The sequence below is a fragment of the Phenylobacterium sp. genome (assembly GCF_024508875.1).
Lineage (GTDB): Bacteria > Pseudomonadota > Alphaproteobacteria > Caulobacterales > Caulobacteraceae > Phenylobacterium.
Genome location: NZ_JANINU010000097.1, coordinates 18,813 through 42,383, shown reverse-complemented (window position 1 = coordinate 42,383; position 23,571 = coordinate 18,813). Strand labels below are relative to the sequence as shown.

20 protein-coding genes and 1 pseudogene are annotated in these 23,571 nt (G+C 67.8%); 9 read left to right on the top strand and 12 right to left on the bottom strand.

Annotated features, from left to right (window positions below):
- From Q0L11_RS08925 to Q0L11_RS08900, 6 genes and pseudogenes are all read left to right on the top strand, one after another.
- Positions 1-1,002, top strand: a pseudogene (locus tag Q0L11_RS08925) (VirB4 family type IV secretion/conjugal transfer ATPase); the annotation flags it as partial.
- The gene (locus Q0L11_RS08920; RefSeq protein ID WP_296596766.1) at positions 999-2,168 is read left to right on the top strand and encodes a type IV secretion system protein; all 1,170 of its coding nucleotides are present in this window, start codon (positions 999-1,001) and stop codon (positions 2,166-2,168) included. The pseudogene Q0L11_RS08925 and the gene Q0L11_RS08920, both read left to right, overlap by 4 nt.
- Complete coding sequence (locus Q0L11_RS08915) at positions 2,165-2,935, top strand: TrbG/VirB9 family P-type conjugative transfer protein (RefSeq protein ID WP_296596765.1); 771 nt, start codon at positions 2,165-2,167, stop codon at positions 2,933-2,935. Before Q0L11_RS08920 ends, Q0L11_RS08915 begins: the two co-directional genes overlap by 4 nt.
- The gene (virB10, locus tag Q0L11_RS08910; RefSeq protein ID WP_296596764.1) at positions 2,932-4,023 is read left to right on the top strand and encodes a type IV secretion system protein VirB10; all 1,092 of its coding nucleotides are present in this window, start codon (positions 2,932-2,934) and stop codon (positions 4,021-4,023) included. The genes Q0L11_RS08915 and virB10 overlap by 4 nt, the downstream gene beginning before the upstream one ends.
- Complete coding sequence (virB11, locus tag Q0L11_RS08905; RefSeq protein WP_296596763.1) at positions 4,020-5,000, top strand: P-type DNA transfer ATPase VirB11; 981 nt, start codon at positions 4,020-4,022, stop codon at positions 4,998-5,000. Before virB10 ends, virB11 begins: the two co-directional genes overlap by 4 nt.
- A gap of 80 nt (positions 5,001-5,080) precedes the next feature.
- Positions 5,081-5,419: a PilZ domain-containing protein gene (locus Q0L11_RS08900; RefSeq protein WP_296596762.1), complete on the top strand. Its 339-nt coding sequence runs from the start codon at positions 5,081-5,083 to the stop codon at positions 5,417-5,419.
- Here Q0L11_RS08900 and Q0L11_RS08895 read toward each other — a convergent pair.
- Together Q0L11_RS08895 and Q0L11_RS08890 are read right to left on the bottom strand one after the other, a co-directional pair.
- Entirely contained in the window at positions 5,416-6,951 is a 1,536-nt protein-coding gene (locus Q0L11_RS08895) for a DUF1501 domain-containing protein (protein ID WP_296596761.1), read from the bottom strand. The two genes, Q0L11_RS08900 and Q0L11_RS08895, sit on opposite strands and share 4 nt — an antisense overlap.
- An 8-nt stretch (positions 6,952-6,959) precedes the next feature.
- Positions 6,960-8,666 carry a DUF1800 domain-containing protein gene (locus Q0L11_RS08890; protein ID WP_296596760.1) on the bottom strand — a complete coding sequence of 569 codons (1,707 nt, stop codon included), beginning with the start codon at positions 8,664-8,666 and terminating at the stop codon, positions 6,960-6,962.
- Between the two features lie 160 nt (positions 8,667-8,826).
- Between Q0L11_RS08890 and Q0L11_RS08885 the strand changes: the two genes are divergently transcribed.
- Positions 8,827-9,792: a calcium-binding protein gene (locus tag Q0L11_RS08885; RefSeq protein WP_296596759.1), complete on the top strand. Its 966-nt coding sequence runs from the start codon at positions 8,827-8,829 to the stop codon at positions 9,790-9,792.
- 19 nt (positions 9,793-9,811) lie between these two features.
- Here Q0L11_RS08885 and Q0L11_RS08880 read toward each other — a convergent pair whose 3' ends face one another.
- The gene (locus tag Q0L11_RS08880) at positions 9,812-10,117 is read right to left on the bottom strand and encodes a hypothetical protein (RefSeq protein ID WP_296596757.1); all 306 of its coding nucleotides are present in this window, start codon (positions 10,115-10,117) and stop codon (positions 9,812-9,814) included.
- A gap of 267 nt (positions 10,118-10,384) precedes the next feature.
- Between Q0L11_RS08880 and Q0L11_RS08875 the strand changes: the two genes are divergently transcribed.
- Positions 10,385-12,346: a right-handed parallel beta-helix repeat-containing protein gene (locus tag Q0L11_RS08875; RefSeq protein ID WP_296596756.1), complete on the top strand. Its 1,962-nt coding sequence runs from the start codon at positions 10,385-10,387 to the stop codon at positions 12,344-12,346.
- A 219-nt stretch (positions 12,347-12,565) separates the two neighbouring features.
- Positions 12,566-13,987, top strand: a complete 1,422-nt coding sequence (locus Q0L11_RS08870; protein WP_296596755.1) for an oligosaccharide flippase family protein — start codon at positions 12,566-12,568, stop codon at positions 13,985-13,987.
- A gap of 58 nt (positions 13,988-14,045) precedes the next feature.
- Here Q0L11_RS08870 and Q0L11_RS08865 read toward each other — a convergent pair whose 3' ends face one another.
- The 9 genes from Q0L11_RS08865 to Q0L11_RS08825 all read right to left on the bottom strand — a co-directional run bounded on the left by Q0L11_RS08865 (position 14,046) and on the right by Q0L11_RS08825 (position 23,567).
- Positions 14,046-14,918 (bottom strand): glycosyltransferase, encoded by an 873-nt coding sequence (locus Q0L11_RS08865; protein ID WP_296596754.1) that lies wholly within the window; start codon positions 14,916-14,918, stop codon positions 14,046-14,048.
- A complete protein-coding gene (locus Q0L11_RS08860) occupies positions 14,915-15,361 on the bottom strand; it encodes a VOC family protein (protein WP_296596753.1) in 447 nt (148 codons plus the stop codon). Before Q0L11_RS08860 ends, Q0L11_RS08865 begins: the two co-directional genes overlap by 4 nt.
- Positions 15,358-16,422: a hypothetical protein gene (locus Q0L11_RS08855; RefSeq protein ID WP_296596751.1), complete on the bottom strand. Its 1,065-nt coding sequence runs from the start codon at positions 16,420-16,422 to the stop codon at positions 15,358-15,360. The genes Q0L11_RS08860 and Q0L11_RS08855 overlap by 4 nt, the downstream gene beginning before the upstream one ends.
- Before the next feature lie 9 nt (positions 16,423-16,431).
- Positions 16,432-17,988: an MBOAT family O-acyltransferase gene (locus Q0L11_RS08850; protein ID WP_296596750.1), complete on the bottom strand. Its 1,557-nt coding sequence runs from the start codon at positions 17,986-17,988 to the stop codon at positions 16,432-16,434.
- 38 nt (positions 17,989-18,026) lie between these two features.
- Complete coding sequence (locus tag Q0L11_RS08845; RefSeq protein WP_296596749.1) at positions 18,027-18,968, bottom strand: class I SAM-dependent methyltransferase; 942 nt, start codon at positions 18,966-18,968, stop codon at positions 18,027-18,029.
- 2 nt (positions 18,969-18,970) lie between these two features.
- Positions 18,971-20,896, bottom strand: a complete 1,926-nt coding sequence (locus Q0L11_RS08840) for an HAD family hydrolase (protein WP_296596748.1) — start codon at positions 20,894-20,896, stop codon at positions 18,971-18,973.
- A 30-nt stretch (positions 20,897-20,926) separates the two neighbouring features.
- Entirely contained in the window at positions 20,927-21,169 is a 243-nt protein-coding gene (locus tag Q0L11_RS08835) for an acyl carrier protein (protein ID WP_296596747.1), read from the bottom strand.
- 167 nt (positions 21,170-21,336) lie between these two features.
- The gene (locus tag Q0L11_RS08830; protein ID WP_296596746.1) at positions 21,337-22,479 is read right to left on the bottom strand and encodes an acyltransferase; all 1,143 of its coding nucleotides are present in this window, start codon (positions 22,477-22,479) and stop codon (positions 21,337-21,339) included.
- A 164-nt stretch (positions 22,480-22,643) separates the two neighbouring features.
- Complete coding sequence (locus Q0L11_RS08825; RefSeq protein WP_296596744.1) at positions 22,644-23,567, bottom strand: glycosyltransferase family 2 protein; 924 nt, start codon at positions 23,565-23,567, stop codon at positions 22,644-22,646.
- Between the last annotated feature and the right edge of the window lie 4 nt (positions 23,568-23,571).

The window sequence follows — 23,571 nt, the reverse complement described above, 5'->3', positions numbered from 1 at the left end:
ATCGCCTATTTCGACAAGGACCGCGGCGCCGAGCCGTTCATCCGCGCCATCGGCGGCCGCTACGACGTGATCTCGCCGGGGGAGCCGACGGGCTTCAACCCGCTCGCCCTGCCCGACACGCCGGGCAACCGCGCCTTCCTAGCCGACTGGGTGGCCCAGCTTCTCACCACCGAGGGCGAGACGCTGGACTCCGAGGACCGGGCGATGATCGCCGACGCGATCGACGCCAACTTCGCCCAACCTCCCGGCCACCGCCGTCTGCGCTACCTGCGCGAGCTGTTCCGCGGCGCGCGGCGCCCGCACGCCGGCGACCTGGCCTCGCGCCTGTCGGCCTGGTGCGAGGGCGGCGACCACGCCTGGCTGTTCGACAACGCCGACGACCTGCTGGACATCGAGACCCGCATCCTGGGCTTCGACATGACCAAGGTCCTGGACGCGCCCGCGATCCGCATTCCAGCGATGATGTACCTGTTCCACCGGCTGGAGCAGCGCCTGGACGGCAACCCGGCCATGTTCATCGTCGACGAGGGTTGGAAGGTCCTGGACGACCCGGTCTTCGTCCGCCGCATCAAGGACTGGGAAAAGACCATCCGGAAGCGCAACGGCCTGGTCGGCTTCTGCACCCAGTCGGCCTCGGACGCGCTGGACAGCCGCATCGCCTCGGCGATCATCGAGCAGGCTGCGACCCAGATCTTCTTCCCCAACGCGCGCGCCAAGCCGGCCGACTACATCGACGGCTTCGGCCTGACCGAGCATGAGTTCGAGCTGGTCCGGTCCCTGCCCGACACCTCGCGCTGCTTCCTGATCAAGCGCGGCGACCACAGCGTGGTGGCGCGTCTCGACCTGGCCGGCCTCTCGGGCGAACTGGCCGTCCTCGCCGGCACCGAGCGCGCCGTGCGCCGCCTCGACGCCCTGCGCGAACAGGTCGGCGACGAGCCGGCCGCCTGGTTGCCCGCCTTCATGAACGAGCGCGACAGCCGCAAGGGCCGGAGCGCGGCATGAACGCCTGCCCGGCCATGATGGACGACGGCGTGATCCGCGGCGTGATGGCCACGGTGGAGTGCCAGACGCGCGCCTACGCCCAGGGCGGCTATCTGGCCCTGACCACCGGCTCGTCGGTGTTCCAGTCGGCCCTGACAGCGCTGCTGGTCATCTACGTGGCGCTGATCGGCTACCGGATGCTCTTCGCGCAAGGGGCGGTCCGGCTCGCGGATGCGCCCGGCATCGCCCTGAAGGTCGGGTTGATTCTGGCGTTGGTCACGAGCTGGGCGACGTTCCAGACGCTGGTGTTCGACACCGCCGCGCGCGCGCCGGTGGAGATCGCCAGCCTCGTCGCCGGCCCCACGCAGGAGGCGAGCAACACGGGCCTCGCCGCCAGCCCGGTCGACGGCCTGCAGGCCGCCTACCAGGAGTTCAGCGAGACCGCCGCCGCCTACGGTAAGCTCGCCGGCCCCAACGCGAAGGGCTATTCCAGTCCTCAGGCGGCCGCTGCAGAAACGGCGGCCGGAGCCGCCCTCGCCCTGTTCGTCGCCAGCGCCGGCGTGATCTCCGCCGCCACGCTCTCGATCGGCGTGCTGACCGCCGTAGGCCCGATCTTCATCGTCCTGGCCTTGATCCCCTACACCCGCGGACTGTTCGTCGGCTGGCTGCGGGCGATCACCGCGTCGGCGCTGATCCCGATGGTCGCCTGGGTGCTGATCGTCCTGATGCTCTCCGTCATCGATCCGTGGGTCGCCGCGCTGGGCGAACAGCGCGTTGGTCTGCAGCTCGACCCGCAGACGACCATGAGCGCCGCCGCCCTGGTCTTCGTCTTCGCCGCCGGCCAGGCCGCCCTGGTGATCGGCGCCAGCGTCATGGCCTTCGCCTTCCGGTTGCCGACGATGAACGGCGATCAAGGCTCACGGGGGGCCGCCACCACCCCCGCTCAGGCTGCCGGACCGCAGACGATCCCCCTGCCCTCGCGCGCCGAACGCCTCGCGCTCGACCTGCAACGCGACCAGGCCCAGGCCGCCTCGCGCAGCCGCACGGCTTCCGCCGCCGCAGCGGCGAGCGCCGCGTCTGCCGCCGCCACCCGCAACGTCTCCGTCACCCTCGACGAGACCCGCCGCCTGGGCGACACCTACCGTCGCCCCGCCTTCACCGCGCGCCGCGCGGGAGCTTCCCGATGATCCGCCTCAAAGCCCTCTCCCCCCTGGTCGTCGCGGCCAGCCTTACCGTGGCCGGCCCTGCCCTGGCCGTCACGCCCCACCCTGGCGGCGGCGACCCGCGCATCCACGTCGTCGAGTACGACCCTCAGGAAGTCGTCGAGCTCAAGGTCGCCCTCGGCTACCAGCTTTCGGTCGAGTTCGATCCGGCGGAGAAGATCGAGAACGTCGCCATCGGCGACTCGCTCGGTTGGCAGGTGACGCCGAACCGGCGCGCGAACCTGCTCTTCCTGAAGCCCATGTCGCAGCGCCCGCCGACCAACATGACGGTCATCACGAACCTGCGGCGTTACAACTTCGAACTCGGGCTCCGCCCCCGCGCGGGCGCCAAGAACGCACCGTTCAGCGTGCGTTTCCTCTATGCGCCGCCGGTGGTCGCCTATGTCGCGCCGCCTCCGCCCCCGGCCCCGCCGGTCGAGCGCAACGCCGCCTACTCGTACGAGGGTTCGGGCCGCACCCTGCCCGTGAAGGTCTTCGACGACGGCCTGGACACCTATTTCACCTTCCGCCAGGGCGAGGACCTGCCGGCCATCTTCGCCGTCGACGCCGACGGCGCGGAGGCGGTGGTCAACACCCGCCAGCGCGACGGCTACGTCGTCGCCGACCGAGTGGCCCGCGGCTTCGTCCTGCGTCGCGGCGGCGAGGTGACCCGCATCTACAACGACGGCTTCCGCATCGAGGAGGCCAGCGCGCTGCGGCAGCGCAAGAAGGACCCCTGGTGGCGGCGATGACGCGCAAGACCGAAATCTCCAACCAGCCCCTCAGCCCCGTGTTTGCGCGGGCCGCCAAGGCGCGCCCCCGCGTCGAAGCCCCGGACTCGCCCTGGACCGTCTGGGCGGGCGTTGCCGGCGCCGCCGTGCTGGGCGTGATGGTGTTCAACGGCTTGGCCAGCAGCCGCGAGGCGCATGCGCAGACGCCCCAGCCGCAGCCTGCCGCGGCTCCGACGCCCCAGCCTGCGCCGGCCGCGCAGCCGGCTCCGGTCCCCGCGCCGGCGACCGCCGCGCCGCCGCCGGTGGTGATGCAGTCGGTGGCCCCGCCCGCCGATCCCGAGCAGGCCCACTGGCGGGCTCCGACCGTCGTGGTCGACTTCAGCAACGCCGGCGCCCCCGCCGGCGACGCCGTCCAACTGGCCCAGGCCGCCACGACCGCCGCCGCGCCGCTGCCAGCCAACGACGTGCGCCAGTCGGCCGACGAGCGCTTCGCCGCCGGCGTCACGCGCGGCCTCGGAGACACGGCCCGGGCCAGCCAGATGCGCGATCTGGGCCGGGTGGTCCCGCAGGGCTCGGTGATCCCGGCGACCCTGGAGACGGCGATCAATTCCGACCTGCCGGGCGCGGTCCGCGCCGTGGTCAGCCGCGACGTGCGCAGCTTCGACGGCAGCCGGGTGCTTATCCCGCGCGGCTCGCGGCTCGTCGGCCAGTACAAGAGCGCGGCGGCCGTCGGCCAGACGCGCGCCTTCGTCGTCTGGTCGCGGATCATCACACCCACCGGCGTCACCATCGACGTCGGCTCCCCGGCGACCGACGAGCTGGGCCGCGGCGGCCTGGCCGGAGAGGTCGACACCCACTTCGTCCGCCGCTTCGGCTCGTCGATCCTGCTGACGGTGATCAGCGCCGGCGGCCAGGCCCTGGCCAACAGCGCCACCAACGGCGACAGCACCACGCTGGTGATCGGCTCGGCCGGCCAGGGCGGCGGCAATCCCGCGGCCATCGCGCTGCAGAAGCAGATCGACATGCCCGACACCATCAAGGTCGCCCAAGGCGCCCCGGTGCAGGTCTCGGTGGCGCGCGACCTCGACTTCTCGGGCGTCGTGCGATGAACGCCAACGTCTACCTCTCGGCCTATCTGGCGCCCCTGGCGCCCTGGCTGTCGCGACCGGACGTCACCGACGTTCTGATCAACCGTCCTGGCGAGGTGTGGGTCGAGACGACCGACGGCGCCATGTGCCGCGAGCCGGCCGACGAGCTGAACGAGCAGGCGCTGCAACGTCTCGCCCGCCAGATCGCCGCCGCCAGCCACCAGGGCGTCAACCGCGAGCAGCCTTTGCTGTCGGCAACCCTCCCCGACGGCGCGCGGGTTCAGGTGGTCGCGCCGCCCGCCACCCGCGGCGGTCTCGCCATGGCGGTACGCAAGCACCTCATCTCCGACCTCTCGGTCGCCGACCTCGCCAAGGACGGCCTGTTCGACGCCGCGCACCGGACCGACGCCGCCAAGGCCCGCGAAGCCGACGCCGAGCTGGAGGCGATCCTGGAGGGCGGCGACCTGCACACCTTCCTCAAGCTGGCCGTGAAGCGCCGCAAGACGATCGTGATCTCGGGCGGCACCGGCAGCGGCAAGACCACCCTGCTGAACGCCCTGGTCAAGGAGATCGACCGCGACGAGCGCCTGGTGGTCATCGAGGACGCGCCCGAGGTGCGCCTGGATCATGCCAACAGCGTTGGGCTCGTGGCAGTCCGCGGCGAACTGGGCGAGGCCAAGGTGGACGCAGACGCCCTCCTGGCCGCCTCGCTGCGCCTGCGCCCCGACCGCATCCTGCTGGGCGAACTGCGCGGCAAGGAGGCCTTCGCCTTCCTTCGCGCGGTGAACAGCGGCCACCCCGGCTCGCTCACGACCATCCATGCCGACAGTCCGGCCGGCGCCCTCGACCAGATCGCCCTACTGGCCCTCACGTCGGGCGTCGACCTGGGCTGGGAAAAGGTGCAGACCTACGTCAGCCGCGTAATCGACGTCGTCGTCCAGCTCGACCGGGTGGACGGCGCGCGCCGGGTGAGTGAAGTGCTGTTCCGCCCGAGGTAGTGTCCGGCGCGTCGACGCGCCGCATCGGTAACCATCTCTGTCGAAACATTCCTAAAGCGTTTTCGTGGCTAGGTATTCGGATGAACAACGCCCGAGCCTTCCTCGACCGGCGAGCCGAACCCCGCGTATCCGTAAACGCGCGTGGCCGGATCATGCACGGCGAAAAGCTGGGCATCTGGGCCGACTGCCTGATCAAGGACCTCAGCGATAGCGGCGCGAAGATCGAGCTTTCGCACCTCCACAAGGTCCCGCCGCGCTTTATCCTGATCCACTTCCAGGCCGGCATGGCCTTCGAAGTCGTGCTCAAGTGGCGGCGCGGCGACCTCGCCGGCATGGCGTTCGAAGTGAAGCACGACCTGGAACAGCCGGTTCCCCAGCGTCTCGAAGCCGTTCGAGCGGCCTGGCTGGCGCTGCGCTAAACGAACCCCAGGTAGCGCGTCCCGAAATTCCTTAGGCGCGGAAAGATCACGTCGATGTCGGCGTCCGAGACCCCGAACCAGCGGCCCAGCGTCGCTCCGTACTGATCCACCGACGTGGTCGGGATCGTCACGTTGCTGATGTTGTCCGGATTGTTGAAGCCGCTGACGTCAGCGCCGAGCGTCGGATACTGGCCGTATATGTCGCCGCCGCGAACCGCGCCGCCCATGATGAAGTGATGGCCGCCCCAGGCGTGGTCGGTGCCGTCGCCGTTCGTGGTGAACGTCCGCGCGAAATCCGAGGCGGTGAAGGTCGTCACCTGGCTGCGCCGGTCCAACCCGCCGATGTTCGACAGCGCCCCGTCGAAGTAGGAGAGCGCCTGGGCGACCTTGGCAAGGAGGTTCGGCTGGGTCGTGTTCTGGAAATCGTGAGTGTCCCAGCCGCCCAGGCTGACGAAGAACACCTGCCGGCGCACGCCCAGGCTGGAGCTGGCGGCGATCATCCGCGCGACGGTCTGGAGCTGCAGCGCCAGGGTGTTGGTTTCCGTCCGGCCCGTGATCGGGTTGGTGAAGGTCGGCGCGGTCGCCACGCTGGTCACCGTGGCTTGGGTGAACGCGCTGTTGATCGTGCTCGAGGCCGCGATCGAACGGGCGACGACCGTCGAGTAGTCGGCGGCGAAGTTGCTGGTCAGGTCGGTGTCCGTGACGAGGTCCCGCACCCGCGACGGCGCCAGGCTGGAGCCGAAGAGGCTTGAGCCCGACTGGCCCGAGATCACCACCGCGGGCTGGTTGCCGGTCGAAAGCTGGTACTGCACGACCGACTGGCCCGACAGGAACACCGCGTTGCCGGCCGCCGAGACGGCGGTGAACAGGGTGTTCTGGCCGTTCATGCTGGCGACCAGATCGGCGAAGCGGCCGCCCCAGCCCGTGCGGGCGCCCTCCGTCGAAAGCGCCTGCCAGGTGGACTGCTGGTCGTTGTGCGAGAAAAGGCTGGTCGGAACCGGCACGGACTTGGCCTGGTACTGAGCCTTGGTGATCGGCTGGACGAGCGTCCCGACATTGGCCAGCACCGCCAGTCGGCCCTGACCGAACAGGGTCTGCAAAGAGCCCATGAACGGATGCAGCGCGAAGGTGCGGCTGCTGGCATTGGTGCCGGCGGGGATCGCCTGCGCCGTCTTCGGCGCGATGGGCAAGACACCGCCCCAGGCCTCCGGGGACTCCGCGTCAGCCACCCGGCCGGTCACGGGGTTGGTCTGTCCCACCGGCGTCGCGGGCGTTCCGGCCGGCATCAGGGCGATCGGATCGGCGCCGGTGTTCCGCGCGGCGAAGTAGCGGCCCCAGGAGTCCTGGTCGGTGGCCAGCACCATGTTGTGGGAGTCGTTGCCGCCGTAGAGGAAGACGCACACCAGCGCCTTGTAGTCTGGGGCGGATTGGCCGGCGGCCGAGCCCGCGGCGGCGAGCTGCAGGGCGAACGGCGCGGCGGTCCCCAGCGCGCCGAACGCGCCGCCCAGGCGCAGGAGGTGGCGACGGTCCATTGTCCGGCTCATCGCTGCACCAGGTATTCGGACGAGGCCATGGTCATGTAGGCCGCAAGCTTCGCGCGGTTGAGCAGCGCTGCCTGAGGGTTGGTCGCCGGCACCGTGATCCCATTCACCGCCTCGACGATGCGCGTGCGCAGCCTGGACGACATGGCGCCGTTCGTCAGCAGCAGGTTCATCCGGTCGACCAGGGCGTTCGCGTCCGCGGCCAGGGCCGTCTCGGCGGAATAGGTCGTGCGGACATCGCGCGCGCCTGACACGGTGGCGCCGATGCCCGCGTCCACCGTGGTCTGCATCGTGTTGAGGTAGCCGGCCACCGTCACCTCGTCGACGATCTGGAACTCGGGGCCCACCAGCCCCGCCGCGCCGATCCGGCTATTGGGCGGCGAGTAGCCGGGGCGGAAGAAGTTGAACACCGACGGCGAGGTGAGGGCCGACTGGCCGAGCGATGTGTTGGCGCTCGTCGACGGGATTTGCCAGTCGCCCGACGTGGACGTCGCGCCGAACGCACGGGCCCAGTGGGCCATGCGCACCACGGGTTCGCGCACCTTTCCGTAGTTCAGCCCCACCGCCGTACCGGCGTTGCGCGCCTCGGCATCGAGCAGGATGGCCCGCACCACGGCCGCCATGTCGCCCCGCACGCCGGCCCCATTGTTGTTGAATACGCTGGCGACGCGCTGGACGTAGGCGGGGCTGGGATTGCTGGTCACCAGCCGCTGGATGAGCTGCCGGGAGATGAACGGCCCCACGTTCGGATGGTTGAACAGAGTGTCCAGCGCGATCTTCAGCTCCCCGGATGGATTGGCAGTCGCCGTGGTGGTCGCGGGGATCGTCATGCCGAGGAACGTCTTTGCGCTGGTCGAGTGGAACGCCGCGTAGGGGATCATCGAGCGCACGGCGGCGTCGGCGGCCTTGTTCCCGCCCCTGAACGTCGTGCTGGTCGGCGCAGGCGAATAGTAGCTGTAGCCCGTGAACACCTTGGCCAGGCCGCTGATGTCGTCGGCGGTGTAGGCGGCGATCGGCCGCCCGGAGATGTCCGTCTTAACGGAGCCGTCCAGGTTGAGCTGGTAGAGCCCGATGGTCATGAGCTGCATGACCTCCCGCGCGTAGTTCTCGTCCGGGTTCCGGCCGGTGGCGGGGTCTTCCTTTTGATTGCCCAGCCAGGTCAGGTAGATCCCCATCATCGGGTGCAGCGTCACCTGCTCCAAAAGGGTCCGGAAGTTGCCGAACGCGTTGGCGCCGAGCATGTCGTAGTACGAGCCCGCGCCGCGGACATCGATGTTGGCGTCCGTCAGCGAGATGACGAAGATTTCAGACAGCGCCAACTTCATCCTCTGGCGCAACTGGTCCGGCCCGGTGATCGCCTGTTCCCAGTACGAATAGTAGAAGTCGTTGGCGCTCAGGCTCGCCGATGGGTTCGCCGCGCGTAGCGTCGCTAGCCGCGCCTCCAGGTCGGACTGGTGGCTGGGCGGCGCCGCCATCGACATCTGCTGGTCGATCCACTGCGAATAGCCGGTCGTCCGCACCTGGCTGATCGCGCCGTCGGTTGCGCCATAGCTGGCCTGGGACAGGAAGCGCGAGGCCTCCGCCGCGGTGGGCTGGGCATCGCCCGCGCCCGTCGTGCGCACGCCGCTGCAAGCCACCAGGCTCAGCGCCGCCAACAGCGCGGCCCAGCGCGCCAACCCGCGCGTCGCGATCACCCTTGCCTGCACGCCCCAGCCCCCTTGGCTGCCCCACGTCCGCGACGGAACTTGCCGCCGGAAGCGTTTACGTCTCCGATGTAACGGTGGTTTACACGCTGCTTTGTTTCGCGTCCGTCGGCCAGCGACTTTCCGCTCGCCAGGACGAAGGACCGCAGCCTAGGGGGGCAGGATGGCGACCTTAACGGCCGGCTCGCTCGGCGTCGACTTCGACCTGCTGGATCTGGGCCCTCTCGCCGGCGCGACGCAAAGCGCGGCCACGCCGACCTCGGTCTCCCTCAGCATCTCGGGGGTTACGGCGCAGATCTTCGGCTCGGGGTTCACCTATGGCTCATCGGGGCCGCCATCGACCGGGACGATCCAGCGCATCGTCGTGAGCGTGGATGCCGGCCTCGCCTACGATATCGCGGGTCTGAACGTATCGTCCGCCGCGTTCCGCGGCTGGGTCTCCGCGGGAGACAACGCCGCCGCCAAGGCAGGCCTGTTCGTCGGCGACGACCAATTCGTGGGCTCCCCCGCGGCCGACAGGCTCTACGCCTACGCCGGGAACGACACGGTTGGCGGCGGCCAGGGGGCCGACACCATCGTCGAGCAGTCGGGCTCGAACTACCTGCGCGGCGACGAGGGCGACGACCAGATCACCGGTGGCTCGGGCTTCGACGACATCAACGGCAACATGGGGAACGACACCGCCTCGGGCGGACTGGGCGACGACTGGGTCGTGGGCGGCAAGGACAACGACCGCCTGTTCGGCGAGGACGGCGGCGACCTCGTCTACGGCAACCTGGGCGACGACTATTGCGACGGCGGCGCGGGCAACGACACGATCCGCGGCGGCCAGCAGAACGACAGCCTGAGCGGCGGCGGCGGCGACGACTTCGTCTCAGGTGACCGCGGCGACGACACCATGACCGGCGGCCCGGGGGCCGACATGTTCCACTCCTCGGCCGACGCCGGCGTCGACCGCGTCATCGACTTCAATGTGAACGAGGGCGACCGGGTCCTGCTCGATCCCGGCACGACCTACAGCGTCGCCCAGGTCGGCGGCGACACCGTCATCACCATGAGCGCCGGCCAAGTGATCCTCGCGGGCGTCTCCATGTCCACCCTCATCGCCAGCACGATCATCGTCGGCTGAGGCGGCGCGACGGTCGGAGCTACGCGGACGCGGCCGTCAGCTTGCCGGTGCGGCGCAGGCGATCGCCCACCTCGGTAAGCACCAGCAGGCCGCGCCCCGACCGGCGGATGTAGCCCTTGGCGAGGGCGTGCGCGACCTCCGGAGCGAAAGGCCGCAGGGCGGGGTCGTCTTCGGCCAGTCCCTCCTCCGAACGCCGCAGCAGGCGAAGCAGCGGGCGCACAGCCCTCACCTCGTCCTCCTCGAGCGCCGGCTGATTGTTGCGGAAGCCGTAGACGACGATCACCAGCAGGGAGATCGCCAGGAACGGCAGGAAGAGGGCTTCCATCGGCGGACTTCTCGGAAACGCGGCTGTTGAGGGCCGAAAATGCTTACCAGGCGGACACTAAGACGCGAGCGCCGACGGCCGCAAGAGCCTCGAATTCGTAGCTCCCACCACGGCTAAGCTATAAATCTGCTTAAGGAATTCTGAATCAAATACAATATTAACCGTCAACATTCTCGGTTTCGAAACATCGCTCCGGTAACCCTCTCTCTCAAGGGCGACAACGGCGGCCAAGCAAGGCCGTCCCCACTTCGGTCGATGGAGAGAGCTGTGGAAATCACAGTCAACAGCACGCAGGCGCTGAGTTCGGCGCTGCGCACGGTCCAATCTGGCGACACCATCAAGCTGGCGGCGGGCCAGTATTCGGATGTCGTCCTCTACAACATCAAGGTCGCCGGGAACATCACGATCACTTCGGCCGACCCCGCCCACCAGGCCACGATCAACGGCCTGATCGTCAACGGCTCGTCCGGCGTCACCTTCAAGGGCCTCGAGTTCTACGTCGACCCGACCAAGCAAGACGGGACGTATCAGATCTTCGGATCGTCGAACATCAACTTCGACCGCATCAATATGCACGGGTCGCTGGACGGGAATCCGCAGAACGACAAGACGGGTCTGGTCTTCCAGGAGGTCAAGAACGTCTCTGTCACCAACTCGGAATTCCAGCAGGTTTCGTTCGCGGTGGGCCATCAGAACAGCGACGGCGTCACCGTCTCCAACAACTACTTCCACGACATCCGTTCGGATGGCGTCCGCGGCGGCGGCTCATCGCATGTGACGATCACCAACAATCAGTTCCGTGACTTCTACCCGATCGAAAGCGACCACCCTGACGCGATTCAGTTCTGGACGACGAACGCGAAGTCTTCGGCCAGCGATATCGTCATCACCGGCAATATCGTGATGCGCGGCGCGGGCCAGCCCACGCAGGGTATCTTCTTCCGCGATGAGCAGGAGATCTACCCCTATAAGAACGTGACGATCTCCGACAACATCGTCATTGGCGCAAACTATAACGCCATCACTGTGAACCACGCCGAGAACGTCAAGATCACCAACAACACTGTGGCGGGGCTGGTCGATCAGCGGTCCTGGATCTCGGTCGGCACCAGCACGGGCGTGACCGTCACGAACAACAAGGCCACCGAGTTCGGGCTGGGGGCGACCAACACCGGGCTCGTCAGCAGCGGCAACACCCAGATCGCCGCCGCCACCGACGGGGGCAAGGCCGCCCTCGACACCTACCTTGCGGCCCACAGCACGGACACGGCTCTGGTCGCCAGCGTGACCACCCACTTCGCCACCGCCGCGACGCTGACGGTGAAGGCCATCGACGCCGTCATCGCCCAGGTCATCACCATCTCCGGTGGCGAGAGCGCCGACTATCTGGCGGTCGATGGCACGAAGTCCACGATGCTTAAGGGCGGCGGCGGCAACGACCAGTTGATCGGCGGCGGCCTGGGGAACAACACGCTGCACGGCGGCGGCGGCGACGACACGTTCTACGTCCGCTCCGCGCGGGACACGGTTGTCGAGGACGCCAACAGCGGCAACGACCTGGTGTGGTCAAGCGTCGACTACACGCTGCCGAACAATGTCGAACAGCTCTTCCTCAAGGACGGCGCCCGCGTCGGAACGGGCAACGCGCTCGACAACCGCATCGTCGGCCAAGACGGCAACGACACCATCAGCGGCCTGGGCGGCAACGACCTGCTGCAAGGCAACGCGGGCGACGACTACGTTTCGGGCGGCGATGGGAACGACACCCTCTATCTGGGCGCGGGCAATGATACCGGCCTCGGCGGAGAAGGCGTGGAGTTCATCGCCGCAGGCGCCGGCAACGACTCGATCTCGGGTGGCGGCGGCAACGACACCCTGCAGGCCGAGACGGGGGCCGACACCATGTCGGGCGGCCTCGGCGCGGATGTGTTCGCGTTCATCGATGGCGACCTCGGCACGGCGGTGACGGACCACATCACCGACTTCTCGTCGGCTCAGGGCGATCACATCGCGCTGATCATGATGGACGCCAACACGCTGAAGTCCGGCGACCAGGCCTTCGCCTTCATCGGCACGCAGAGCTTCCACAAGGTCGCGGGCGAACTGCGCTACGAGGTGGTGGGCGGATCGGCATGCGTGATGGGCGACACCAACGGCGATGGCGTCGCCGACTTCAAGCTGTGGCTCGACGGCGTGAAGAGCGTCTCGCAGGGCGACTTCTGGCTGTAACGATAGGGGCGCCGCCCTTGCGGGCGGTGTTCCCGGGGCTGAGGGGCCGGCGCACGCGCCGGCCCCTTTTGCCGTTCCGGCCGGTGATTGGTAACACACCGGTCGAACCAATCGTCTATGGTTCGAGTCCGCGTCGCACCCGGTGCGGCCCAGGGGGTGGTTGAGGTCGGTGGGTCGAGAGCGCTTTCTTGCCAGGCTTGACGGGCGGTCCATCGTCCGGTGACCCGCGGCGCAAAGATATATTTCGCGGCGAACCTCGTGGCGCAGGCGTCCGCCCTGCTGCGGTACGTGCTGCTGTCGCGTCTCCTGGGCCCTGAGCAGCTCGGCCTCGCGGCCATGCTGATCCTAACGTCGCAGTTCTTCGAGTCGGTCACCGACACGGCCGCCGACCGCTTCATGGTGCAGGACGCCAAGGGCGACGCGCCGACCATGCAGAAGACCGTGCAGTTGGCCCTCTTCGGGCGCGGGGCGTTCCTGGCCGCCGCCCTCGTCGCGACTGGCGTGGCGATGGGCCTGCTCAACATCAACCCCGGCCTTGGCTTCTCGGTCGCGACCCTGGCGGTCGTCCCGCTGATCGGCGGCCTGGTGAACCTCGACGTCTATCGCTACCAGCGCACCGGCGATTTCCGGGCCGCCAGCCTGTCGCAGGTGGTGGCCGAGGTGACCAGCCTGATCGCGACCGGCATCGCCGCCTACATCACCCGCGACCATACGGCGATCGTCTATGGTCTGGCTGTCCGCGGGCTCGCCACCGTGATCATTTCCCAACTCGTGGCCAAACGGCGCTACGCGTGGGGCTATTCGAAGCCCGAGGCCGAGACCTTCCGCCGCTTCGCCCTGCCCCTGTTCCTGAACGGCCTGCTGCTGTTCCTGGGCGGACAGGGCGATCGCCTGCTCGTGGGCTTCCTGGGCGCGGCAGAGCTCGGGAAGTACAGCGCGATCATGCTGCTGATCTACTACCCGGCGAACATGATCCTGCGGTTCATGTCCAACATCCATCTGCCCGAGATGGCGGCGGCCCGCGACGATCCGGCGGCGTTCAACGCCGCCAGCCGCCGGCTCGGCGGACGCACCCTTTTGCTCTCCGTCGGGATGATGGCCGGCTTCACCCTCGTGGGCCCCGTCGCCGCGCCCATCCTGTTCGGGCAGGAGTACGCCCAGCGCGCCGACATCTTCGCGCTGCTCGCCGCGTTGGAAGGCGCGCGCTTCCTGCGACTGTGGCCCGTGACGGTGGCCCTGGCAGAGGGCCGCACCACCATCGCTATGTTCGACAATGCCTCGCGCCTGCTGGCGCTGCCGATCGCTGCCGTCGCCATGCTGATGACCCGCAATCTGGAGGCCATCCTCATCGGCTTCGTGATTGGCGAGTATGTGGCGCTGCTCACCACCCTGGCCCTCCTCACCCGCGCCACCCACGTCTCGCTCATCCAGGAGAGCGGACGACTGGTTATGCTGGCCGTGTGCTCGCTCCTGGCGGTCGCCTGGTCCTATGCCGTGCCCGCTGGCAACGTCGCGGCGATGCTGGTCCTGCTTGTGTCGACAGTGCTCGCGGCGGGCCAGCTCATCCGCATGGAGAGGACCGTGATCGCCCAGTTCGTCGGCCTCGCCCGAGGCTGGCTCGCAGCGCGGCGGACGGCTTAGGGTCCGTCCCGCTCAGACGATCATCCGCGCGCCGACCCGCGGATCTGCCGAGTACGCGCTAGCCCTCGCGATCGGCGTACAGGAGGCGCAGGCCGTTCCAGGCCCGCCAGAGCCTGACCTTGAACAGCATGTAGACCGCCAACGGCCGGGCATGGACCGGCAGGCGCTTGTCCACGATCACCGACGCCGAATGGACCACCGCCGAGAACGGCATCGCCAGCGACTTCACCAGCCATGACAGACGCGAACGCCCGTAGCTGCGGTGCAGCTTGTAGGTTTCGGCCTCGATCCGCTTCCACTTGGTCAGCAATTCAGGCCAGGTGCGCCGCGGCGGGTGCATGACCAACGCCTTGTCGACATAGGCCAGGCTATAGCCGGCCGCATGCGCCCGATGGCCCCATTCCGCGTCTTCCGACACGTCGGGAAGGAATCCGCCCACCTTCTCGAAGATGGCCTTCGGGCAGAACAGCGTGGCCGTGACCGAGAAATGCTTCTTCTCGCAGTAAAGCCGGTTGTCGAAGCCGAATAGGACGTCGAACGCCTCGGCCGGCGTGATGCGACGCGAGTCCTCATACCAGACGTCGACCCGGCCGCCGGCCATGTCGGCCCGTTGCAGGCCCGTGAGCCCGGTTTCCAGCCAGTCCGTGTTGGGCACGCAGTCGGAGTCGGTGAACGCCAGGATCTCGCCCGTCGCCGCGGCCACGCCGCCGTTACGGGCCGGACCGGCGCCCCTCTCCTTGACGACCACCAGGCGGGCCCGACCGTTCACGACGGCCGCCACCGCGGCCTCGCCCTCCGGCGAGTTGTTGTCGGCCACGACGATCTCGAACGGCTCGGCATAGGTCTGCGACGTGAGACGCGACAGGCAGCGGTCCAGGCCCGCGAGGTCGCGGTAGTGCGGGACCACCACGCTGACGCGCGGCGCCGTCATTCCGGCAGCACCTGCACGTACTCGACCGTGAGGCCGCGCGTGTAGACCGGGCTCAGGAAGTTGCAGAGGAAGTTACCGGCGCCTTTCACGTGCTTCGGCTCCAGCAGCCTCATCTCCTGCTTCGCCAGTTCGGCGGCGGTGGCCTCCAGGTCCTCAACCTCCAGGGCGATGTGGTGCAGGCCGCCCATGCCCTTGTTGAACTTCAGCAGCGGCCCGCCGTCCGGCACTACGAACTCGATCGGCGAGCCCGAGCTGACCTTCGTGAAGATGCAGAGCGCGTGCCACTCGGGCACGTAGCCACGATAATCCTCCTCGAGGTTCAGCACGGCCATCATCGCCTGTACGTCCTCTTCGGACATCTGCACGATGCCCACGTGATGCAGCGGGGGATGCCCGCCGCCCAGTTGCGGCAGGCTGAGGTTGGACAGACCGGGCAAGGTCACGGCTGGGCCTCCGGGGGCTTCGCAAGTTGTTCGGCCAGCCACGGGGTGAGCATCTTCACGCCCCGCCGGTTCAGGTGGCCGTAGTCCGAATAGAGCGTGTAGTCGCTCGATAGGAAGTCGGCCGTCCAAACCTGGCCGAACTGGCGATAGAACGGCTCGTCGGCGACCGGTCGCGTGTCAGAATAGACCGGCAGACGCAGGAAGATCAGCCGCACGCCGTGCGCCTTCGCCAACGCCGCGATGCGACGCGTGTAGGTGCGCTCGATCGCGTACTCGGTGTCGATCATCGACGCCGGCAGGAGCTGGCCGTGACCGCTGTTGATCACCGCCTCGGCGTCCGCGGCGATCTTGGGCAGGGGGACGATGCGGTCCCGATCCACGACGCGGCCGTCCGGCAGGGTGAAGGTCAGCGTCGTGTCGCGGTCCGTACCCTCGTAGGCCTTGGAGAGGGTCGCCGTGTCGCCGAACGCCTCGGGCGCCCGGCTCTGCGCCCACAGCGACATCTGGCGATAGGGCAGCGTCGCAAGGTCGCCGGCGTAGTCCATGTTGACGAACATCGGCGCCAGCGCCACGTCGTCGGCGTCGGCCAGATAGCGGAACGCCGGGTGGCCCGTACGCGGCTGCTGCTCCACCACCGAGACGATCAGCGTCTTCACCTCGGGATGCTTCTCCAGCAGACGCTTGACGATGACGTAGTGGATGTTGCGCCCTTCCTGCGGCATCGACAGGTTCGCGACGTGCAGGCCGCCTTGGCCCTGGGCGCGCAGCAGCGCTTGCAGTTCGGGCGCCGAGACCCCCGCTTCCAGGCGGGAATTGCCAACCACGGCCATGTCGATGGGCGTCGGGTCGAGCTCGATGCGTTCGTAGACCCACTGGGCGTGGAATTGGATAGTGTCGCGAAGCTGCTGGAAGCGGACGTACGCGTTGTGCGGCAGCAGGCTGACCAGCGCGCACAGAGCCGCAGCGGCCGCCAGCAGCAGCACGATCAGAGGGCTGGCGCGGCGGGCTCCGAAGGTCGCCTCGACCGTGGCTTCAGCTTCGTTCAGATCCTTCGACGACATGATCGGACCCTAGAAGTTGAAGTAGATGAACTCGGTGGTGCCCCGCATGATGAAGGCGATACCGAGGAACAGGAACACGCTGGTCAGGGCGACGAAGCCCACGGTCGGCTTCCAGGCCAGCTTGACCGGCGGTGGATCGACCTTGCCCCACTTTTCCCACTCCAGAGCGGGCGTGATGCGGGTCATGAACTGCTGGGTGTTGGGCAGGAAGGCGATGATCGCCCAGCCTACGGCCATGGCCGCCAGGACGCCGGCCGCGCCGAACGGCACGGCGCCCACCCAGTCGAAGCCGTGCGCGCGCAGTCCGGCAATAGGGAACATCGCGCCGTAGAAATCCATGGTGACCGCCACGTCCTTGGCCCGGAAGGGAACACTGGAGACGACAAAGCTCGCCACGGTCAGGAAGTGGGCGAAGGCGGTCTGGTAGAACGGTCGCACGGCTCCCTTCTTCCGCTTCTTGCGGCGCAGGAAGGTCCAGAGTTCGTTGAGGCACATGTAGCTGCCCTGCAGCGCGCCGAAGATGAGGAAATTCCAGCCCGCCCCGTGCCAGACGCCGATGATCACCATCGACACGAACGTGGGGATCGCAACCGCGACGCCGAAGTTGCCCAGGCGGCTCTTCGTGTGCTCGGCCGCGAAGCGCGCCATCGGCACCTGGATCGGCTGGAAGATGTAGCTCTGTACGAAGCGGCTGAGCGTCATGTGCCAGCGCCGCCAGAAGTCGGCGATGTTGGTGGCCCGTAGCGGCGAGTGGAAGTTCAGCGGCAGCAGCACGCCGAACATCCGGGCCAGGCCGATGGCCATGTCGGAATAGCCGGAGAAGTCGAAATAGATCTGCAGCGTGTAGGTCACGGCCGCCATCCAGCCGCCCGTGAAGGTCGGCGAGACGCCGTCGGCCGACGCATTGAACACCGGGCTGGAATAGAGCGCGAAGGTGTCGGCCAGCACCGTCTTCTTGAAGAGGCCGATGCCGAAGATCGTAAGGCCGATCAGGATGTTGCGGGTCGCCGCGTTCAACCGTGGCGGCGTCTTGAGCTGCGGTTCCAGCTCGGAATAGTGGACGATGGGACCGGCGATAAGCTGCGGAAAGAACAGCACGAACGCCACGTAGTCGCCTACCGAGCCCAACTGGATCCGGCCACGGTAGAGATCGAACAGGAAGGCGATCTTCTGGAACGTGAAGAACGAGATCGCCAGCGGCAAGACGATCTTCGCGAGGTGGATGTCCAGCCCCGTGACTAGGTTCACGTTGTCGATGAAGAAGTTGAAGTACTTGAAATAGAATAGCAGGCCGAGATTGAAGAGCAGGCCGAAGACCACACTGGCCAGCCTGAGCCGGTCACGCCCCTCCAGACGCCTGATCGCCATCGCGACGAGGTAGTTCACCGCCATCGAGAACAGCAGCAGCAGGACGTACTTCGGCGCCCAGTAGCCATAGAAGAACAGCGACGCCGCGCCCAGGAACCACATCCGGAGCGGCCGCAGCGGTGACGCGGCGATCAGGTAATACCCGATCAGCACGGCCGGCAGATAGCCGAAGATGAAGACGATGGAGTTGAAGAGCATCCGGGCTCGCTACCGTTTTTCGGGTTTGTCGGCCGTCGTCACGCCGGTTCGGCGATGATCGAGCACGTTACGGCAGTGCGCTGCTTGAGCGCCCGGGACAACGTGACGCCCTGGGTCGTGTGGGCAGACGCCTCCACCACGCGGAACCCGCCGTCGACGAGCAGCCGTGCGGCTTCATCCGGCGTCCGCAGCAGGATCAGGTGGTCCGGCATCGGCGCGTTCAGCGGCACGTTCACGTAGATGTAGCCCCCCTTGGCCACGAGCGGCTTGAGGCGCTTCAGCGCGTCGACCGGGTCCTCAAGATGCTCGAGCAGGTGGCTGAGGATGATCAGGTCGAAGGGCTCGCCGTCCGGCTCGGCCTTGTGCATGTCCTGCACAGCGAACTTGGCGTTGTCGAGCGCGCCCAGCCGGGCCAGCGCCGCCCTCGTCTGATCCAGGGAGGCTTGGCTGAGGTCCCAGGCCGTCGCCTCGCCCATCTTCAACTCGCTGAGGCAGAGGTAGAGCAGCAGGCCATGGCCCGAGCCGACCTCGAGAACGCGCCCACCAGCCTTCACCCGCGCACCCAGCCGCTGGATGAAAAAGTGCAGGCTGGACAGGTGCATAAACCAAAGGACGTGGCTGTAGAGCAGCCCGTCCATGTAGCGGTGCATGAACTCGGGGTCCGAGTAGACGTGCGCGTTGGTCTCGGCGAACGTCGAGTAGCGGTAGCGCTCGGTACGGGCGAACGCGAGTTCTTCCTCTTTGATCCGCTCGCAGAGCCAGTGGTAGTTCTCCGCGTGCTCCCGCTCACTGCCGGCCGTCAGTTCCAGGACCGCGGCCGCCATCCTGTCACTGGCCTGAAGCACAGCTTCGGTGCGAGGCGCCAGGCTCTTGTCGATAAAGCTGCGGTGTTCAGGCCATACGTCTACGACCGTCTTCACCAGACGATCCAGCGCCGGATAGCGCTTCTCAACGTCGGAGAGTGGCGCCGTCTGGCCCACGGTCAGCTCGCCGCCGCGAGGGGTTGCGCGCCCAAGTCGTCGATGACCATCGGCAGACTGGGAGCCTCGTAGGCGGCCAGATCCAGTTCCCAGGTCGTCTCGCCTTCGACCGTCTCGCTCGTCTGGGTGAAGCCCAGCTTGGCGTAGTGTTCGCGCACCATGGCGTTCTTCGGCGACGGGATGTAGCGGCCGACCAGCTTCTTCGCGCCGTCGGCGCGGGCTGCTCCGGCAAGGTGCGCCAGCGCCGCCTCCTGCACGCGCCGCCCCAGCACGCGGCAGCTCATAAGCCAGGTGTCGATCTCCCATGCGTCCCCGGCCCGGTCGGCGATCAGGACGCAGATGATCCCGTTGTCGCCGAACTTGTCGACCAGCCGGATCTGGCTGGCGTGCCGACGAGGATCCGCCTCGGCGGCCTCGACCTGCGCTTCGGTGTAGCGGCGGGTCGTCAGGTTGAACTGGTTCGACTTGTTGATGAGCTGCGCCACTCGGGGGCGGGTGACCGCGTCCACCGGCCGGATGGTGCAGACCATGTCCAGCGAGGCCAGGTAACTGTCGAGATCGCCCGAGGCCTGCACCGCCGCGGCGCGCGCGGCGTTGGCCTGGTACATGGCGGCCCGGTCGCGGTCGTCCTGGGTGAAGGCCACGGCCTCGAAATAGCCGGCCGCCATCAGCAGGCGCGGATAGAGCGAAGGCTCCTCGGGCAGTTCCGGCACGGCGACCACGGGCAGTTCGCGACGCACCTGTGCGCGCTCGGCCGGGTTGTCGTCGAGGAACACCAGGGCGTCGACGCCGATGTTCAGCGTCTCGGCGATGGCCTTCAGATTGGCGGCCTTGTCGGTCCAGTTGGCCTGGAAGACCGCGATGTGGTCTTCCTTGAGCACCATCTCGGGATGCTCGCGGAACGGCAGCAGCGCGGCCGCCTCCTCGTTCTTCGAACAGACGGCCAGCACCACGCCGCGGCGGCGCAGTTCCAGCGCCGTCTGCTGGATCTCCAGGAAGGCCTCGCCCGCGGCAGAGCCCTGGCCCAGCGCGATCCCGGCCACGCCGTCGTCGCCGATGACCCCGCCCCAGAGCGTGTTGTCCAGGTCGAGCACCAGGCACTTGCGCGCCCGCCCGCGAAGCGACGCCACGGTCCGCGCGATCACGTCGCCGTACACCGGCGCCATCTCGGGCGCGAACGGCAGCTTGGACGCGTGCCAGTGGCCGGGCGCGTCCCAGCGCTCGAGGCCGATGGTTCCGGCGAGCCTTGCGATATCCACGAGCACGACGGCGCCCTCGGCCGCCCAGTCGCGGAGGCGATCGTTCAGTTCGGCGACCATGGCGTAGCCGGACGTCTTCTCCACGCGGTCGAACGAGCCGAACAGGGGCTCGATCGGCGGGACGATCGTCTGGACCATCACCGCGGCGGCGACTGCGGGCTTCAAGCCCTCAACGATCAGCTTGATTTGGGCGAAGGCCGCCGCGACGCGCCGATCGGCGGTCTCGAGGCTCTCCGCAGAGCGGTTCAGGCCCAGGCTCCGCGCGTCGGTCGCGACAAGCAGCATGTCCAGGCCGGCCGCGTGCAGCGAACTTCCCGGATCCATCGCCTGCTGCACGGCGCTGCCGTAATCACCCTGGATCGCCTCCAGCAGCAGGCCATGGCGCACGCCCGAGCCCGCGATCACCGGTGAAAGGAGCGACAGGGTGCCGTCGCCCAGCAGGCCCAGCTTGACCTTGGAAAACTGCGGCGGCGCCTTCGGCGAGGCGGCGAGCTCAGCCACCACCTTGGAAAGCTGACCCAGTTGGTTCTCGTCCAGCGCGGTCGTCGCGAGGGTGAGCGCACGCTCGTACAGGCCGTCCGCGGGTGCGGCGACCTCGGCCCGGAGCGCACGAACCCGCTCGCGGAAGTCCGCCGGGGCCTTGGGCAGCCACGCCAGGTCGGAAAGCATGGTCGAACTCCTCGCGCCGAGGCGCAGACCTTAAGCCGTCTTCGATTCAATCAGGCGAACGAGATCGCCCACCGTCTTGAGTGATTCGATTTCGGAATTCTTGAACTTGAAACCGAACTTGCGTTCGACGGCCACGACCAGGCGCACGTGGCTCAGGCTGTCCCACTCCTCGACGTCCTCGGCGGTCGTTGCGTCGGTGAGGTCCAGTTCGTCGATGTCGAACACGTCGAGCATGATCTCGCGGAGCTCGGCCAGGATTGTCTCGTGAGGCATCGCCACTATCGTTTCATCCGCAATGAAGGGACCGCGCCTCTCGGCCGCGGACGGGAGGGTGAACCTAGGCGAGCATCGTGAACGGACCCTTGCCGGACCCGCCCGCCCGCTCCGGGCGTCGGCCTTCCCTTAGCCGATGGTCGCCCTCGATCAAGGGGGCGCGCCCCTCAATTCGCGTTCGCCTGCTCCGGCGCCGCGTTCCCGACGGGCGGTGTTGCGACCTGCCCGGCCGGGGGCGACTTCGCATCGCTCCGGCTCCAGCTCTTGGGGATGAGACGCTTCTTGAGGCCGAGGATAGGTTTCTCGATGAAGTGCCACGAGAAGGCGGCGAACAGCGAGGTGGCCGCCAGGGAGATCAGGAAGTTCTCCAGGATGCTGTCGCTGCGGAACACGCTGTAGACAGTCTGCTGCACCGGGAACGCATAGAGATAGAGGCCGTACGAATAGTCGCCGGTGAAGATGATCGGCAGCTTGCGCGGAGCCAGGCAGCCGAGCGCCGCCGACGCATAGGCCACCACCAACGGCGAGAGCATGATCGTGGCGGCGACGTTCGTCAGCATGAGCCAGCCCACCGCGAGGGCGCAGGCCGCGGCCAGGAGGCCGCCGGGCAGTCGGTCCCGCAGCTTGCAGACGATGTTGCCCGCCAGGAAGTAGGCGATCAGCAGGCGGCCCGGCACCAGCGGCGCATCGGCGTAGCTGTAGTCCCGATAGTACCACAGACAGAACGCCGAGAGCGCCACGAGGGCCGCGACGAGCATCCAGGTCCGGCGATACATGCCGAGGAGATAGAGGCCGGCGAGGAGCACATAGCACTCGAGCTCGAACGGCACGGTCCACAGGCTGCGGTTGACCCACGGCACGGGGTTGTCACGGAACACGCCCGGAAGGTCGTAGTGGATCCATCCGACGGTGTTCAGGAAATAGCGGAAGAATTCCGGATGGGTGAAGTAGGTGGAGAGGGCCACGGTCGTCAGGATCGGACCGAGGATCAGCGCCGAGAGCAGGATTTCGACGCCAAGCGCAGGAAGGATCCGAAGTGCGCGTAGCAGGCCGAACGTCGGCAAATGCTGAATCCGCTCAAGGCTGAACGCCACCAGGAAGCCGCTCAGGGCGAAGAACAATGGAAGGACCATCCGCATGAACAGTTGGTACCATTCCGGCGTCACCCCCCGTTCGCCCCACACGACGGCAAACGTGTGCCACAGCATGACCAGGACCGAGAGAGACAGCCGCATGTAGTCGAAGCCGCTGGTCTCTCCAGCCGCGAAGCGCGCGCCGATGCTGCGACGTCCCACGACAAGCTGACTCATTCCGTTTCCCCATCCCTCTCTCGCCGCGGTCCATCTCGAACTAAGCGCCCGGCGTTCGACACTTCTAAGTGCCGGATAAAGCTTTGCTTTGAATGACTCTCGAACCGACCGGCACATACAGGCCCGTCATGCCCGCAAATTGCAAGTACGGCGCCAGGGCCCGTTTAGATGGGCCCTCGCTGGCCGAACACACCGGCCAGCCAGCCAGACCAGGCATAGCCCAGTTGGCGCCACGCCCCTCTCGGCGCGAAGCGCAGGAACGCCAGTAGAAAGGCGGCCGGCACGGCGACCGGCGTCCGCGTCGGAAAGCAATCGCGCGTCACCAGGATCTTGTTGCGCTCGTCGAGGTAGATGGGCCGGCGCGGCCGGTCCCGAAGCGCGGCGTGCGAACCGGTGGTGGCGCCCGCGTGATGAAGGCAGGCCGCCCCCGCCACGAACCCCAGCCGCTGCCCGCGCGCCACGGCGCGAAGGCACCATTCCACCTCCTCGCAATATAGGAAGTAGTCCTCGCGCATAGGCCCGACCACCTGCATGAAGGTTCGATCCACCACCATGCAGGCGCCGTTGATGAAGTTCTGCTCCGCTTCGATCGCGGCAGGATCGACGGGCGCGTCCACCTGCTCGCCCCAGCCGATGACCTCCGCGCGCGCCAGCCAGGGACGCCAGCGGCCGCCCCGCGACTGCACCTCGCCGCTGGGCAAATAGATGGTGCAGCCCACGGCGTGGACGTCGCCCTTGGCCAGCCGTTCCACGCAGGCCTTCAGCAGGCCCGGCTGCGGCTCCGTATCCGGGTTCAGCACCCACCAGGCGTCGGCTTCCGGCGCCGCGGCCATGGCGAAGTTCACGCCGCCCGCATAGCCGAGGTTCCGCGGCGCGGCGATGATCCGCACCGGCTGGCCGCCCGGGAGCGACTTGGGCAGCCCCCCCAGCAGCGCCTCATAGGCTTCCGGGCCGCCGTTCTCGCAGATGACCACTTCGAAGCCCTGGTGCTCGGACTGCGCCAGGACCTGCAGGCACTTCTGGATGTCCGCGAGATTGCGGTAGCCGACGATGGAGACGGCGACGTGCATCGACGATGGCGCGGCCACGGCG